The 14941-nt window shown below is 70.5% G+C and carries 9 protein-coding genes and 1 pseudogene; 8 read left to right on the plus strand and 2 right to left on the minus strand.

Features of this window, described 5'->3' with window-relative positions; genetic code table 11:
- The first annotated feature begins 37 nt into the window (after positions 1-37).
- Both KSE_RS04185 and KSE_RS04190 read left to right on the plus strand, forming a co-directional pair.
- Positions 38-850 carry an alpha/beta fold hydrolase gene (locus KSE_RS04185; protein ID WP_033258694.1) on the plus strand — a complete coding sequence of 271 codons (813 nt, stop codon included), beginning with the start codon at positions 38-40 and terminating at the stop codon, positions 848-850.
- Between the two features lie 148 nt (positions 851-998).
- A complete protein-coding gene (locus KSE_RS04190) occupies positions 999-1652 on the plus strand; it encodes a hypothetical protein (RefSeq protein WP_014134026.1) in 654 nt (217 codons plus the stop codon).
- A gap of 119 nt (positions 1653-1771) precedes the next feature.
- Here the strand turns inward: KSE_RS04190 and KSE_RS04195 are convergent, their stop codons facing one another.
- A complete protein-coding gene (locus tag KSE_RS04195; protein ID WP_269450285.1) occupies positions 1772-2458 on the minus strand; it encodes a class I SAM-dependent methyltransferase in 687 nt (228 codons plus the stop codon).
- Between the two features lie 352 nt (positions 2459-2810).
- Between KSE_RS04195 and srmL the strand changes: the two genes are divergently transcribed.
- The 6 genes from srmL to KSE_RS04225 all read left to right on the plus strand — a co-directional run bounded on the left by srmL (position 2811) and on the right by KSE_RS04225 (position 14305).
- Positions 2811-3995, plus strand: a complete 1185-nt coding sequence (gene srmL / locus KSE_RS04200; RefSeq protein WP_014134028.1) for a PheS-related mystery ligase SrmL — start codon at positions 2811-2813, stop codon at positions 3993-3995.
- Positions 3996-4490: 495 nt separating this feature from the next.
- Positions 4491-5942 (plus strand): hypothetical protein, encoded by a 1452-nt coding sequence (locus KSE_RS04205; protein WP_051055691.1) that lies wholly within the window; start codon positions 4491-4493, stop codon positions 5940-5942.
- Positions 5939-6775, plus strand: a complete 837-nt coding sequence (locus tag KSE_RS04210) for a membrane protein (RefSeq protein WP_014134030.1) — start codon at positions 5939-5941, stop codon at positions 6773-6775. Before KSE_RS04205 ends, KSE_RS04210 begins: the two co-directional genes overlap by 4 nt.
- Positions 6768-11234 carry a coiled-coil domain-containing protein gene (locus KSE_RS42680; RefSeq protein ID WP_014134031.1) on the plus strand — a complete coding sequence of 1489 codons (4467 nt, stop codon included), beginning with the start codon at positions 6768-6770 and terminating at the stop codon, positions 11232-11234. Before KSE_RS04210 ends, KSE_RS42680 begins: the two co-directional genes overlap by 8 nt.
- Positions 11218-12393, plus strand: a complete 1176-nt coding sequence (locus KSE_RS04220; protein WP_157850062.1) for a Wadjet anti-phage system protein JetD domain-containing protein — start codon at positions 11218-11220, stop codon at positions 12391-12393. The genes KSE_RS42680 and KSE_RS04220 overlap by 17 nt, the downstream gene beginning before the upstream one ends.
- Positions 12394-12487: 94 nt before the next feature.
- Positions 12488-14305 (plus strand): tetratricopeptide repeat protein, encoded by a 1818-nt coding sequence (locus KSE_RS04225; RefSeq protein WP_014134033.1) that lies wholly within the window; start codon positions 12488-12490, stop codon positions 14303-14305.
- Here the strand turns inward: KSE_RS04225 and KSE_RS04230 are convergent.
- A pseudogene (locus KSE_RS04230) lies at positions 14293-14915 on the minus strand (GNAT family N-acetyltransferase). The gene KSE_RS04225 and the pseudogene KSE_RS04230 overlap by 13 nt on opposite strands.
- Positions 14916-14941 lie beyond the last annotated feature (26 nt).

Raw genomic sequence — 14941 nt, forward strand, 5'->3', positions numbered from 1 at the left:
TCCTCGGCCGTCGACGTGACGGAAGGCGGGGGTGCGGATGGCCGGTTGGACGGCGCGGACGGTGGCGCGCGAGGACGTGGAACTGCACTGCCGGGACTGGGCGGGGGATCCGGCCGGGCGGCCGGTGCTGCTGCTGCACGGGCTGGCGGGGCACGCGGGCGAGTGGGACGCGCTGGCCGGGGCGCTGGCGCCCGGGCGCCGGGTGGTGGCGGTCGACCAGCGCGGGCACGGGCGCTCGACCCGCCGTCCGGCGAGCGTGGAGCGGGCCGCGTACGTCGCCGACGTGCTCGCCGTCGCGGACGCGCTCGGGCTGGAGCGGCCGCTGCTGGCCGGGCAGTCGCTCGGCGGGCACACCGCGCTGCTGGCCGCCGCCGCGCACCCGGACCGGTTCGGTGCACTAGTGCTCCTGGAGGCCGCCGCCGGACGGAACGCGGACGGCCCGGAGCAGGTCGGCGCGATGCTGCGCGGCTGGCCGCTGCCGTTCCCGGACCGGGCGGCGGCGGTCGGCTTCTTCGGCGGCGGCCCGGTCGGCGAGGTCTGGGCGGACGGACTGGAGCGGCGCCCGGACGGCTGGTGGCCGAGCTTCGACGTGGAGCTGATGGTCGCCTCGCTGGCCCCGCTGAGCGCCCGCGACCACTGGGACGACTGGGCGGCGATCGACTGCCCGACCCTGCTGGTGCTCGGCCAGGGCGGCATCATCCCGCCCGCCGAGGTCGACCGGATGCTGGCGCTGCGCCCCGGGATCCGCGCGGTCAGCGTGCCGGGCACCGGCCACGACCTGCACCTGGAGCGCCCGGCCGAACTGCACCGCCTGTTCGCCGGGTTCCTGTCCGAGCTGGAGCGCCGCTGAGGCCGGCTTCCCCCTTGGATCCACTCCCCCTTGAGTCCACTCTCCATCACCCGGGCCGCCAGAACAAGACTGCAATTTCACTGCTCCGGCCCGGACACTCTTGACCGTGGCCACGGCGGACGCCGGGCCGGATGGGGAGGAACGAGCAGTGGATTCCAAGGACCCGCACGGCACCCTGCGCCGCGCGCTGTGGATCGGCGGCGCGCAGTGGGCCGGCAAGAGCACCGTCGCGGAACTCGTGGCCGAGGCCCACGGGTTGACGGTGTACCACTACGACTGGCACGACTCACGCGGGCACCACGACCGCCGCGTCGCGCGGCGGGTCGCCGAGGGCGCGCCGGTCGCGGACCCGGCGCCCGACCTGTTCTGGTCGGAGCACGAGCCGGCGCAGATGGCGGCCGAGACGCTGGCCGGGTTCCCGACCCGGTTCGCGTGGGTGCTGGACGACCTGCGCGGGCTGTTCGCCGCCCGCCCGGTGATCGCCGAGGGCTGGGGGCTGCGGCCGGAACTGGTCGCGCCACTGGTCGACTCGCCGCGCCGGATGGTCGTCCTGGTCCCCACCGAGGAGTTCCGGCAGCACCAGCTGCGCACCGTGCCGCGCGCCGGGAGGCTGGACGTCCCGCTCCGCGACCCGGCCCGCGGGCAGGCCAACCGGGTCGCCCGGGACCGGCTGGTGGCCGAGGACGCGGCCCGCACCGCCCGCCGGCTCGGCGTGCCGGTGATCGAGGTGGACGGCAGCCGGGACGCCCCGGCGGTGGCCGCGCTGGTGGCGGAGCAGTTCGCGCCCTGGCTGGCGAGCTGACGGACCGTCCGGCCGACGGGCCGAGGCGGGCGGACGGGAGCGCTACCGTCCGCGCGTCGGTCGCGTACGGCGTACGCATGGGTGCTGCCGGTGCGGGTAGCGGGCCGTGGCGGTGGTGCTCAGGCGGCGCACAGCAGGGTGGCCTGCGGGAAGCGTTCGCCGGGCAGTGGGGGGCGCAGGGTGCGGGCGTTCTCGGTGAAGCCGGCCTGGCGGAGGAGCGCGGCGAGGGTGTCGACCGGCCAGCGGTGGGCGGTGGCCACCTTGTGGTCGAAGGGGGTGGGGCGGTCGGTGTCGCCGAGCGCGGGGTCGGCGGCGAAGAAGCCAGTCAGCAGCAGCCCGCCCGGGGCCAGCACCCGGTGCAACTCGGCCAGTGCGCCGGGGAGTTCGGGTGGCGACAGGTGGATCAGCGAGTAGCGGGCGAGGATCGCGCCGAGACTGCCGTCGGCGAGCGGGAGCGCCGCCAGGGTGCCCCGCAGGAAGGGCAGTCGCGGGCGGTCCCGGCGGGCCTGGGCCAGCATGCCGGCCGAGAGGTCCAGTCCGAACGCGCGGACGCCGAGCCCGGCGAGGAGTGCGGTCGCCTCCCCCGGCCCGCAGCCGAGGTCGCCGACCGGCAGTCCGCGCACCGCCACCGCCGGCCCCGCGACCAGCTGCCGGATGGCCGCCAACTCCGCTTCCTTCCTGGCGAGTTCGCCCCGGAAGAGGTCGGCGTACAGCTCCGCCACCGCGTCGTACGCGGCCCCGATCCCGCCGTCCGCCATCGGTCCGGCCCCCGTCCTCGCGCCCATCGCACCCCTCGTGCCCGTCATGCCCGTCGCGTCCGTCGTGCCCGTCGCGCCTGTCGGGCCTGTCGGGCCTGTCGGGCCGGGGCCCAACCAACCACAGGAGCCGGAGCCCGGTGGTGGGCCGGGGCGCGAAAACGCGTTGCGGGCGGGGCCGGTGGGGTGTCTAGACTCCGGGCATGGCCGTCGTGACGATCTCTCGCCGATTTACCGGCCCCCCGGCTCCCGATGGGTGCCGCAGGGGGCGGGTTCCGTCGCGCCGGTAGGAAGTTCGCGTCCGGCGGAGCGGGTCGGCCCCGGTGGCGGGTCGTGCCCAGGGGCCGGGGGGGTGTGGTGTTCCCCCCTCGTTCGTCCCTTCCGCTCTGGCCCGGAGGCCGCCATGTCCCGCTCCCCCGTCCGTCACCTGTCCGCCGAGCAGCTCGCCCGTGACCTCGCCGTCCGCGACCTGACCGACCCGGCGGCCGGTCCGCACGCCCTGCAACTGCTCGTCGAGCGCGCCGCGACGGCGCTGGCCGAGCGCTGGTCCTGCCCGGTGCGGGTGCACCGGGGCGAGCGCGCGGTGACCGTCGCCGACAACTACGACCACCTCAACTACCGTGCGGACGACGTCACTCGGGACGCCCGCTACACCCGGTACGTCGACGACCGGCGGATGCTGCGCAGCCACTCCAGCGCGCTGGTGCCGGGCGCGCTGCGGGCACTGGCGGCCGAGGGGGCGGGGGCGCCGGAGAGCGTGCTGCTGGTCTGCCCGGGGCTGGTGTACCGGCGCGACAGCATCGACCGGCTGCACAGCGGCACCCCGCACCAGCTGGACCTGTGGTACCTGACCCGGCGCCCGTCCCCCACCGGGCCGGACGACCTGACCGGGATGATCGCGGCGCTGGTGGCGGCGCTGCTGCCGGGCGCGGCGTACCGCACCGAGGAGCGGGTCCACCCGTACACGCTGGCGGGGCGGCAGTTGGACGTCGCGGCGGGCGGGGGCGGTCCGGTCGACGGGGGCGGTGCGGCCGGCGGGGACGACGGGTGGGTGGAGGTCGCCGAGTGCGGGGTCGCGCACCCCGGGGTGCTGGCCGGGGCCGGGCTGGGGCCGGAGTGGAGCGGGCTGGCGCTCGGCATGGGGCTGGACCGGGTGCTGATGCTGCTCAAGGGCGTCCCGGACATCCGGCTGCTGCGCTCCACCGTGCCCGCGGTCGCCGCCCAGCTGACCGACCTGGCCCCGTACCGTCCGGTCTCGGCGCTGCCCGCCGTCCGGCGGGACCTGTCGGTGGCGGTGGACGGCGCCGACCTCGCCGAGGACCTCGGTGACCGCGTCCGGGACGCGCTGGGCGCGGACGCCGAGTGCGTGGAGAGCGTGGAGATCCTCAGCGCCACCCCCTGCCGCGACCTCCCGCCGCAGGCCCTGGCCCGCCTCGGGGCCCGGCCCGAGCAGCAGAACCTGCTGGTCAAGGTGGTCCTGCGCCCGCTGGGCAGCACCCTCACCGACGCGGACGCCAACGTGCTGCGCGACCGCGTCTACGCGGCCCTGCACCAGGGCGCGGCGCACCAGTGGGCCGCCACCCCCTGAGCGTGCGGCGGGGGCGGGGGCGGGGCGGCGCGCGGGGGCACTGCCGCATCAGACGGGCGCGGGGTGGGCATTCAGCCGGTGACCGGCGGACCACCCCGCCGGCCGCGCGCACCGAGGAGGGGCACCGTGGCACCGCAGAAGGCTCCGTCCGGCAAGCCGACCGGGATCGGCGGGGCGCCCCCGCCGCCGCCCGGCCCGGCCAACCCCCCTCCCCCGCACGGGAAGTGAGCCGGTCTCTCCGCCGACGCCGCTTCCCCGGAGCGATCCTTCACCCACCTGCCTGTCGATTACTGGAGCACCATGCCGATCCAGCGGCTCCGGGTTCCCCTTTACACCTAAATTGATCGGGTTTCCTGTTGCCAATTTCGCCTGCAAGCCTGAATTTTCCGCATCTCCAGCACCAGCAGCCCAACCGTGTGACTAACGTGTCGTTCTGTGTTCGACAGCAAGAACCCCTCACCGAAGAACTCGTGGGACGAGGGCTTGGCGCGCCGCATGAAGGCGCTTGCCTGCACGGCCCCGTTGCAGGCCCTGGACGAGAACAAGGGCAGCCTGCGCTGGGCCGATGCAGAGATCTACCAGCTTGCCGAAGTCGCACTGCACACCATCGACCAGGTTACCGTCTCGATGGACTTCGACTCCGGCGCCGATCAGGATCGTGTACTGAGTCAGACCTCACGCTTCGTCGCGCTTCAAGCTCCTGACCGGTCGGACGACGAACACCACAAGATCGCCCTACACGTCCTGCAACGCCTGATCAACGTCGGGACAGTGGACCGCAGCTTCAGTCAGGTCTACGGCACGGTGGACAACAACGGTGTCTACCAACGCTTCACCTTCGAGTTCAACCTCCTGGTGGAACGGGCCGGCTCCGACAACAGGATCTACCTTCGCGCCACCGACGAAGCCATCAACGTCCTGGTCGGGGCGCTCGACACCGATGTGCAATCCGCTCAGGTCGCGGCCGAGGTCAAGCTCGATAACTTGATCAAACGCGGCCGGCTGGCAGAGGCCAAGATGGCTGCCGAGCAAGCCAGGTACCGTACCGTGCAGTACGGAGAGATGCTCCGCCAGCTCCTCGAGGCCACCACCCGCAACGTCAGGGCCGTGGACTGGGAGCACGAGGTTCCGCTGCTGCTCGGCGAGGCCCTCGACCACATCGAGCAGCGCTACCACGCCGAGCACCACATCCTGACCAACATCAGCGAGGCGCGCGACCGGTCGGACGACGAGCAGCACAAGCAGCGGGCCGCCGAGCTGGTGGTGATCGTCCGTGACTGCATCCGGCGCCACATGCAGTTGCAGAAACGGCTGCTCACGGCCGGTGAGCTGTTCCGTTCGGAACAGGACAGGCAGCAGTTCGTCGAGCCTCCCCGGACCGCCACGATCGACCTGCACGGACAGTTGCTGACTCCGATGCTCGGCCTCCCGATCCGGGACGCGGTGGAGCTCGGGACCAGTTTCTTCCGTGATGCCGGGGGTTTGAAGCGGACGTCCGCACTCGGCCTCCCCTCGTTCGTCACCCGGCTGCTCCGGCCCGCACCCGAGCGACAGCACCTCGGAATCGAGATCCCTGACCCGGAGATCCAACGCACCGAGGACCACGCGCCGTTCTCGGTGGACGACTGGAACACCACCGATGCGCTCCTCAGCCTGCACCGCCGGCCCCGTCGGCTGAGCCGACTACTGGCCGAGGCCGAGGAGATCTCTCCCGCTGCCGCCGCCCTCCTGCTCCACCGCGCGGTTCACGCGTTCAGTCCCCAGATCGGCCAGCACGTCGACCGAGGAGACCCTCATGCGCTGATCGCCGTCCGGACCGGGGACGAGTTCGACACTCCACGGTTCGGCGGGGACGACCTGCTGCTTCAGATCGCACTGTTGGGCCTCCCGGACGACGCGGACTCGCACGACACCGACGGCCTCGCCGACGAGGAGAACCCCTCATGATCGACAGCACGACCGCGTACACCGCTGAGGAAGCCGCGCAGTTGATCGGCTTCGGCCTGAGGCCGAGGTATCACCCCACTCAGGACACCGACTACCAGGACCTGGTGAGGCGGCACCGCGAGGACGAGGGCTTCCAGCTCCTGACCACGCGGATCGCGGCCGGCCTCGGCCTGCGCGTGGTCAAGGTGTCCCCCGAGACCGGCGTGGTACTCGCCTCCACCGAAGGCTCCGTGTTCGAGATCCGGATGGAGGACTACTCCCGCTCGGTAGCGGCACAGAAACCCAATGAGCGGGTCCTCCATGGCATCATCCACCTCGCTGTGGCGGCGCTGGTCTATCCGCGCCCCGCCGATCTGGCCGATGACGAGTACACCGGACGGGTCACCGCACGCGTCGTGGACCAGACCGTCCGAGAGATCTGCCGCAAGCTCAAGGCCCGCTCCGAACAGGTCGAGCACTCCCTCGACGCTCCCACCGACACCCCCGAACTGGAGCGTGCCTGGCGCGCGTACTCGCGGCGGCCTCCGGTGTCCAGCACCAAGGACAAGCGTGCATCGTTGAACTCCACCACCAGCATCATCGGCCGTGTGCTGAAGTTTCTCACCGAACAGGGTCTGCTGGTGGAACTCGCGGAAGTCGACGGTGAGATCGTCTACCGCAGCACGCCTCGCTACACCGTCCAGATCCGCGAACTGGCTTCCACTTCGGCCTTCCAGGAGCTGCTGAACCTGGAAGTCGTACCCGCCATCACCGAGCCGGAAGGGACCTTGCGGATCGGCACGCTCCCCGACACCACGATCGACAGTTCGGCGCAGGTGACCACCGATGTATGAACTCTCCCGCGTCCTGCTCAAATCCGTCGGACCGGCCGGAGCCCGCTACCAGGACGTGCTGCTCGACCTCAGCGGAGTCGGCCGCCCGGTGGCGGACGACCAGTTGGCGTTCTTCGGAACCGGGACGACCGCCAGACGCCCCTCACCCGCGACCGTGCTGTTCCTCGAGAACGGCGGCGGCAAATCGGTCCTGCTGAAGCTGATCTTCTCCGTCGTCCTGCCCGGGCGCCGGAACGCTCTGGGCTCGGCGGCCGGCGGCGTCCTGGAGCGATTCGTCCTGGAAGGCGACACCGCCCACGTCGTGCTCGAGTGGACCCACGTGCGGAGCGGGCGGCGACTGATCACTGGCAAGGTTTCCGAATGGAGGGACCTGAGGCCCAGCTCCGATTCCCGCAACCTCGTCGAACGGTGGTACCACTTCCGCCCCACTGCCGCCCTCGGCCTGGAGAACCTGCCCACTGCCGACGACAACCGTTACCTCCGTTTGACCTCCTACCTGGAGGCGCTCAAGATCGCCGACAGTGATCCAGGAATGGAGTACGACCAGTTCGACCGGCACCGCGAGTGGACGGACCGCCTCACCGACCTCGGGCTCGACCCGGAGCTGTTCCGCTACCAACGCAGCATGAACGCCGACGAGGGCGAAGCCGCCGAGGCGTTCTCCTTCACCAGCAGCGCCGCGTTCGTCACGTTCCTGCTGAACGCCGTGCTGCCTACCGACCCGCCTCGCCACCTCGCGGAGTTGCTCGACACCTACGCGGGACAGGTGAGCCAACGCGGCCAACTCGTTCTGGAACGCGAGTTCGTCGAGGGATCGGTCGGCATCCTCGCTGAACTGGCCCAGACCCGGAGCGATGCCGAAGAAGCCAGACGGCACAAACGCGGCGCGGCCCGGGAGATGGCCGTACTCCTGAAGGGGCTGGAGGCACGGGCCGCAGCCGAAGCCGAGACAGTCCGGAGGCTGGACACCGAGATCGGGCAACTCGTCGTCGACCTCGCCCAGGAGCAACGGGAGCACTCCGGGCTCTGCGCGGTGACGGCGGAACTGGAACGCCTGGTCGCGGGTCTGCGGTTGGAAGAGGCGGTCGGCGACTGCGCAAAGGCCGAACAGGACGCCGCACTGGCCGCGCGGACCGTCAAAGCCTGGGAGGTCATGCCCACGCTGCTCGACCACCTCGCCTCCGCACAGCGCCTCAAGGACATGCGCGCCGTGGTCGAGGCCGCCGAGGAAGCCGCCCGACCTGCCCTGATCGCCCGTGACCACGCCGCATCCCGGCTCGCCGCAGCACTGGACACCGCTACGCGGACGTTGGCTCGCCAGGCCGAAACCGCTGAGAAGTCGGCAGCAGAGAGCATCGAGCAGGCGGGGACCGCTCAGGAAAGCCACAACCAGGCTGTCGCTCGGGCTGCCAGGCACGACTCGGCAGTCGCGGCGACCGAGAAGCTCATCCGCGAAGTGCGGGAGGCCATTGACGCCGCCACCGCGTCGGGGCTGCTCCCGGTCGCCACTCCGGTCTCGGCCGCCCTGGAGCAGGCGACAGCGGCGGCAGAGGCCAACGCCGTCCGGATCTCCGTGCTGGAGGCCGAGGACGACCAGCTGGAACAGGACCACCGGCAGGCGCTCCTCGCCCTGCAAGCCGGCCAGGCCCGGCACGCCGAACAAGTGCGGCGCCGTGACAACGCGGACCGCGATTTCCGCGATGCGAGCGCCCGCACCGACGCGCTCCGCACCGACCCGGCGTTCACCGAGTTGCTCGGATACCCTGCGGATGCGCTGGACACGGCGGCCGACACCCTGATCACCGCACTCGTCGAAGCGCACGGCAGAGCCGCCCAAACGATCGTCAAGCTCCAGGTTGCCGACGAGCAGGACGAACCCCGGCGCACCGCGTTGGAGACCAACGAACTGCTGCCCGCCGGACCGGACACCGTGCAGGCACGGAGTGCCCTGGCGGACGAGGGAATCACCGCCTGGACGGGGTGGCAGTACCTGGCCGCGATTCCCGATGTGGGCCGGCGCCGCGCCCTGGCCGAGAAACTGCCGCACCTCGCCGTCGGTGTACTGCTCAACGATCCGGCGCAGTTGCCCAGGGCCCAGGAACTGCTCGGAGCGAGCGAACTGCACCCGATCGGCTATCTGCCGGTCAGCACCACCGCGGCCATGGCCGCGGAGTTTTCGCCCCCCGGCGGCGTGGACTTCGTCGTTCCTCCGCACCCCGCGCTCTACGACGAGCAGGCCGCAGACGCCGAGCGCCGGCGGCTACAGCAGCAGCATGCCCACCGACAGCAGTTGTTGGCCGAACGCTCGACGTACCGGGACTCCGCCGCCGCCCTCCTGGTCAGGCTCCGGGAGTGGCGAAAGACCTTCCCCCCGGGGCGGCTCACCGAGTTGCAGGCGGAACTGGATACGGCCACCGAACAGGCTGCCTCCGGCGAACTCGAGGTGAAGACGCTGCAGGGAACCCTCGACCAGATCGGCGAGCGGCGCACCGCGGTGAAAGCCGCTGTCAAACCACTGCGGTCGGCTCAACCCGGCTTGGAGAAGACGGCCGCTCAACTCGCGGAACTCGCCGCCCGGGAAACGAAAATCCCCGCCTGGCAGGAGGTCGTCGTACGGGAGAAGACCGCAGCCGAGCAAGAACGCGGCATCGCCCGCGCGGCCGAGGAGTCCGCCGTACGGTTCCGCGCCCGGGCCGCCGACCTGGTGCGCCAGGCCGACGGACACCGCGCTTCGGTGAGCCGGCTCACCGAAGAGTCGACGACTCTCGGAACGGTTGCCCCCGTTCCTGCGGACCAGCAACCCACCGAGCCGCTGGAGGTATTGCGGAGCATCCATGCGAGCGCCGCCGAGACGTACCTGCGGGCTTCTGTCGGCGATCAGTTGCTGGTGGATCTCCGTCGGGCGGAGCAGGAGAGCACGGAGCTGGAAAGCAAACTCAAGCGCCGACCGGCCGATGTACGGAAACGCGCCCATGAACTACTGGCCTCGCCCGAAGGCACCGACCATGCTTCCCGGGAGGCCGCGTACCGGCTCGCCGAGCTGGCCGCTCCGGAACTCGCCAAACGCGCCGCCGAGTTGCAGGCCAAACTGACCATCCGCCGCGAGGAGTACGAGCGCTTCCCGGTTCCCGCCGAGGCAGTCGACCTCTCCCCGTTCGAGCAACCGCGGCACATCTCCCACGGCGTTCGGCAGATCACCGAAGCGAAGTCCGCGCGCGACGCGGCCGCTCAGACCCTACGGGAGATGGAGGCCCATCGGATCCAGTTGGGGCATGCGTTGGCCGCGGCCAAGGAGTCTCATCGGTCGTTCACCGTGTTCCACGCGGAGTGGCCCGAGTTCGCTGCCGCCGAGCCTGCCGAGTTGATCGACGCGCACCCCTTCGAAGGGGAGTTGGAAGTCGCGCAGTCGCGGCACCGTACGGTCCGGGGAGTTTACGACGAGGCCAAGCGGCGGGCGGCCGTCGCACAGGAGGCCGAGCGGAAGCAGGCCGACAGCCTCGCCCGGCATGCCGGGCAGCAGCGGTTCCTCCTGCTGGGGACAGCCAGCCACCAGATCATGCTGAACACGGATCGCGGCGAACTGCCCGGTTTCGCCGCGGAGTGGGCCGCCGCCATGACCCGCCGGCTCCGATCGCTGACCGACGACCTGTCGAAGATCGACCGGCACCGCACCCAGATCGTCAACCAGTTCGCGCAGCAGGTCCGCGAAGCACTGCAGATCCTGAAGCGCGCCCAGCGGTTCTCCCGTCTGCCCAAGGGATTGGGGGACTGGTCCGGACAGCAGTTCCTGCAGATCAGGTTCAAGGAACCGAACGAAGCAGTGCTCCACGACCGCATGGGCGAGATCGTCGACGACCTCGCCCAGGAGACGGTGAAGGCCCTCGAGTCGGGCCGTGAGCTACGCCGCTCCGGCACCTCCATGATTCTCCGCGGGGTGGCGAGTGCCGCCGCTCCGGAGGGGTTCACGGTATCCATCCTCAAACCGGACGCGGTGCTGCGGGCCGAGCGGGTTCCCGTCTCGGAGATCCGGTCGGTGTTCTCCGGCGGGCAGATCCTCACCACCGCGATCATCCTCTACTGCACCATGGCGGCGCTCCGCGCGAACGACCGTGGCCGATTGGGGAACCACCACTCCGGCACGCTCTTCCTGGACAATCCGATCGGACGGGCCTCCGCCGCCTACCTGCTACGCCTGCAGCAGTCGATCGCGACTTCCCTCGGCGTTCAACTCGTCTACACCACCGGGATTTTCGACACCACCGTGCTGAATGCTTTTCCTCTGGTCATCAGGATGCGGAACGACGCGGACCTCCGCGCCAAACGGAAGTACCTCTCCGTGGAGGACGTCTTCGGCCGCTACCTGGACGACCAACTCATCCGATCCGACGGGCACAGCATCATCAGCGCGGCCCGGTACTTCTCCAAGGAAAAGAGCGTCGGTGATGGCGGAGCAGAGTGACCACTCTCAGGAGGAACTGAGCAGACAAGCGGCGGAGTTGCTGGAGGCGCTGCGCACCCGGGCCGCGGAAGCCGGATGGGCCGGTACCCGGCGCACGACCCTGACGACCAACGACCTCCTCGCCGCCGCCCGGAAACTCTCCCTCCCGCCCGAGCTCCAACGCAGCTACCGCCGGGATCCCCTCATGGAGTACCTGGAAGAGCTCAAGGCCCATGAGAAGGTGGTCTACTCCGCTTCCAGGACGGACCGGGAGAAGTCATCGCTGCCGCTCCGGACGCACCTGATGCCGTTCCGTTCCACCGTACGAATCGTTCCGCCGGAGCCGGTGTGGCACAGCTTCATGTCGTGGGCCTCCCGTTACTGGGGGATGCACTACACCACTCCTCCCATCCGTGCCGCCTATTCGGCGATGAACAGCTGGTTCCTCGGCGGGCAGAGCGGGCTCGCCCTGCCCGTCCGCGAGCGGGCGTTGAAGATCTTCGGCCGGGATCCCTTCTTCCAGCAGGCCAAGCACCCCGGGGAGAAGGTCTTCGATGATTTGAAGCCCAAGCCGATGCTGTCCGACCCGGCCGAACTGATGCCACTGATCAACGCCTTCCACGTGGACCCTCCGCTACTCACCCGCGCATTCGACACCGTCCCTCTGGACGAGGAGAGCGGATACCACCGGACCGGACCGGGACGCGGCCTCCTGGTGATCGAGAACGCCACGACCTACTGGTCGCTCTCCCACATGCTCAAGCACATCGACCACGGCATCGGACACGTGGCCTGGGGCATCGGAAACACCTTCACCGCCTCCGTCGGCAGCATCGGCCCGCAGGACGGAATATCCCACGTGGTGTATTTCGGCGACCTCGATGCCACCGGTCTGCGCATTCCACTGGGAGCGCTCCGACGGAGGCTTCCCTGGCTGGACTCCATCCGGCCCGCGGTCGGCCTCTACGACATGCTGCTACGCCACGGCCATCCCGGGAAAGCCATGCCCAAGGAGGCCCGGATCACTCCCGCGGAGGCCCGTCGGATCACCGACTGGCTGGCTCCTCAGCACCGTGCGAAAGCCGAAGCCCTACTACTTCGAGGCGAGCGGCTCGCTCAGGAGTGGGTCAGCCTCGACTACCTCAGTACTGAAACGAGTTGGTACGCGGACGTGCGTTGACGTAACCCCGGCCCTCCGGCCTCGTTCATCATTCATCCGGCCCTGCGGGAATCACCAGCGTGCCGACTGCCAGAGCCACGGAGGAACGCACCGCATGACGCCGACCAGAGCGCATCAAGTCCGGATCCGGATCGATCGCCCGCAGCTCGTGTCCCAGGTGCTGTCCTATCTCGAACACGCATGCGTGGTGGTACTGGTCGGGGGAATCGGAGTCGGAAAGAGCTCCCTGGTCCGCCAGGAGTTGTCCGCCGCGCTCGCTGCCAGACAGCTGTGGCCTTACACCTGGGCTCCCGAGCCGGTCGGGGATCTGGCATGGCAGTTGGAAAATTTCGTGGCGACGAAGCTCCCCCGGCTGCCCCGGCCCGTCGTCCTGCTGCCCACCGTCGATCTCGGTCCCGACGATATTCCGGACATCCTGCGGGACTCCGGAGTCCAGGTCGTCGCCACCTCCCGCCACGGCACTCAGTGGGCGCTGCCGGATCTCGTCGTACCGGTCGGAGTTTTCACCCGCTCTCAGTCCGTCGAGTACCTGACACACTCCGTCAGGGGTCTGTCCGGCAGGGACGCCGGACAGGCCGCCGAATACCTCGACGACACGCCGTTGGCACTCAGGCACGCCGTCGCGTTCCTCCGTCGCCTCCGCCGGGACCTGCCCATCGAAAGCTTCCTCCGCACCGCCAGGCAGTACCCTCACGTGGTGTTCGGCGGCGAGGGCCCGGACGATCACCCGTCATCGCTGCTGGCCGAAATCGAGAAGGACCTCGCGGCCCTGGCATCGTCCGTCAGTCCGTTGGCGCACGACCTCCTGGGAGCACTCGCCGTCCTACGTGGCGGGCCGCTGACGGTTCCGGGCACGAGCATGCAGCCGCAGCGCTCCCTGTGGCGCCCGGCGGCCCTCACGCTGCCGGCGAACCGGCAACCGCCTCCCCCTTACCAAGTACGCAAGGAGTACCGATCCCTGGGGCAGCGCGGTCTCGTCCAAGAGCGTGGCGATCGATTCGAGATGACACCGCTGAAAGGCGATCTGACGCTGTTCCTGTTCGGCCCGGGCCCCCTCCCCCGGTTTTCCGAGCTGGCCGAGTCCATGCTGTTGAACAGCCTCCCCCTCAACGAAGGTGAAGCCAGGTGGTCTGATCGAGCCTGCTGGGCGAAGTGCCTGGAGTCGCTCCTGGCGGTGGACCCGGCGAACGTGCTCTCTCTCCAGGGCCGTTACTGCCTGCTCGGGGCCGCCAGCTACTTGCTGCTCCACGGCCGCTACCAAGAGGCCCACGAGCGGCTGTCGGCCCTCCGCGCCAGTTGGCAGCCGGGCCGGGTGAACTCACCCAGCGTGCCGCTGCAGCTTCGGCTGCGCCTGCTCGACCTCCTCTCCCAGGCCGCCCGCCGGATCGGGGACCCGCGAGCTTGGCGCTACGCCGCCACCGCCCACCGATGGCGTCGACGGCACCAGGCCGAGCACCACCGCGACGCCATCTCCAGCGCGCTGAACATGCTTTTGGCCAGCCCTCACACCGACGACGGCCGGACCCTCCTCGCCGACCTGACCACGCTGCAGAAAAGCGCCGAGGCCGGACAGCACGACCAGCTGGCGCTTCGGATCCGCTCCCTCAAGGCTGCGGTGCAGCTGGCCTTCCACCATCCGGTGAAACCGGTGAACGACCTGCTGCGGCTCCTCGACGCCCAGGCCGACTCTCTGGGCGCCGATCATCCCGACGCGCTCTCCACCCTGGACCGGCTTGCCTTCGCCTACGCGGAGAGCGGTCAGGACGCATTGGCGAAGCAGCATTTCGAGGCGGCCGTTGCAGGTCGGACGGCCGCGCTCGGCGTGCGGCACCCGGACACCCTGGCCAGCGCGGACGCCTTGGAGGCCCACTTCCGGGGAGCGCCCCCACCCGCCCGCCGTCAGTTCTGGTAGCGGGCGACGCGCTCCTGGAGGGCGGTGCTCACCTGCGGCCACTCGTCGTCGGTGATCGAGAAGATCGCCGCGTCCCGCAGGGCGCCGTCCTCGCCGGGGCCCAGGAGCGCGACCAGTTGCGCAGGACGCCCTCGAAGCGGGCGCCGACGGAGGCGATGGCGGCGCGGGAGCGCTCGTTGCGGGCGTCGGTCTTGAGGTCGACCCGGCGGACGTTCCACTGCTCGAAGGCGTGCCGGAACAGCAGCAGCTTCGACTCGGCGTTGATGCCGGTGCCCTGCGCGGAGGCCGCGAGCCAGCTGAAGCCGACCTCGACGGCGTACAGCACGTCGGTGTCGGGCAGGGTGCGCGGCTCCCAGAACGCGGTGGCGCCGACGGCCCGGCCGGTGGCCAGCGAGATCTGCGCGTACGGGGCGAGCCGGCCGGTGGCGACGCGCCCGTGCTGGGTGGTGATGTAGTCGGCGACCTCGTCGGCGCGCGGCACCCAGGTGAACCCGTAACTGTCGCGGCTCTCCTCTGCCGCCCGCGCCAAGTCGGGCGCGTGCCGCTGCTCCAGCGGCTCCAGCCGCACCCGGGTGCCCTCCAGCACGGGGCCTTCCAGCCGGTAACCCATGTCCGCTCCGTTCGCTCCGGATCCGT

This window comes from Kitasatospora setae KM-6054 (genome assembly GCF_000269985.1).
Lineage (GTDB): Bacteria > Actinomycetota > Actinomycetes > Streptomycetales > Streptomycetaceae > Kitasatospora > Kitasatospora setae.

What these genes read in the sequence shown, in the direction of transcription:
- KSE_RS04220 (WP_157850062.1), top strand. Translation starts at nt 11,218, where the DNA reads ATGGCGGAGCAGAGTGACCACTCTCAGGAGGAACTGAGCAGACAAGCG.
- srmL (WP_014134028.1), top strand. Translation starts at nt 2,811, where the DNA reads ATGTCCCGCTCCCCCGTCCGTCACCTGTCCGCCGAGCAGCTCGCCCGT.
- KSE_RS04185 (WP_033258694.1), top strand. Translation starts at nt 38, where the DNA reads ATGGCCGGTTGGACGGCGCGGACGGTGGCGCGCGAGGACGTGGAACTG.
- KSE_RS04210 (WP_014134030.1), top strand. Translation starts at nt 5,939, where the DNA reads ATGATCGACAGCACGACCGCGTACACCGCTGAGGAAGCCGCGCAGTTG.
- KSE_RS42680 (WP_014134031.1), top strand. Translation starts at nt 6,768, where the DNA reads ATGTATGAACTCTCCCGCGTCCTGCTCAAATCCGTCGGACCGGCCGGA.
- KSE_RS04205 (WP_051055691.1), top strand. Translation starts at nt 4,491, where the DNA reads ATGAAGGCGCTTGCCTGCACGGCCCCGTTGCAGGCCCTGGACGAGAAC.
- KSE_RS04225 (WP_014134033.1), top strand. Translation starts at nt 12,488, where the DNA reads ATGACGCCGACCAGAGCGCATCAAGTCCGGATCCGGATCGATCGCCCG.
- KSE_RS04195 (WP_269450285.1), bottom strand. Translation starts at nt 2,458, where the DNA reads ATGACGGGCACGAGGGGTGCGATGGGCGCGAGGACGGGGGCCGGACCG.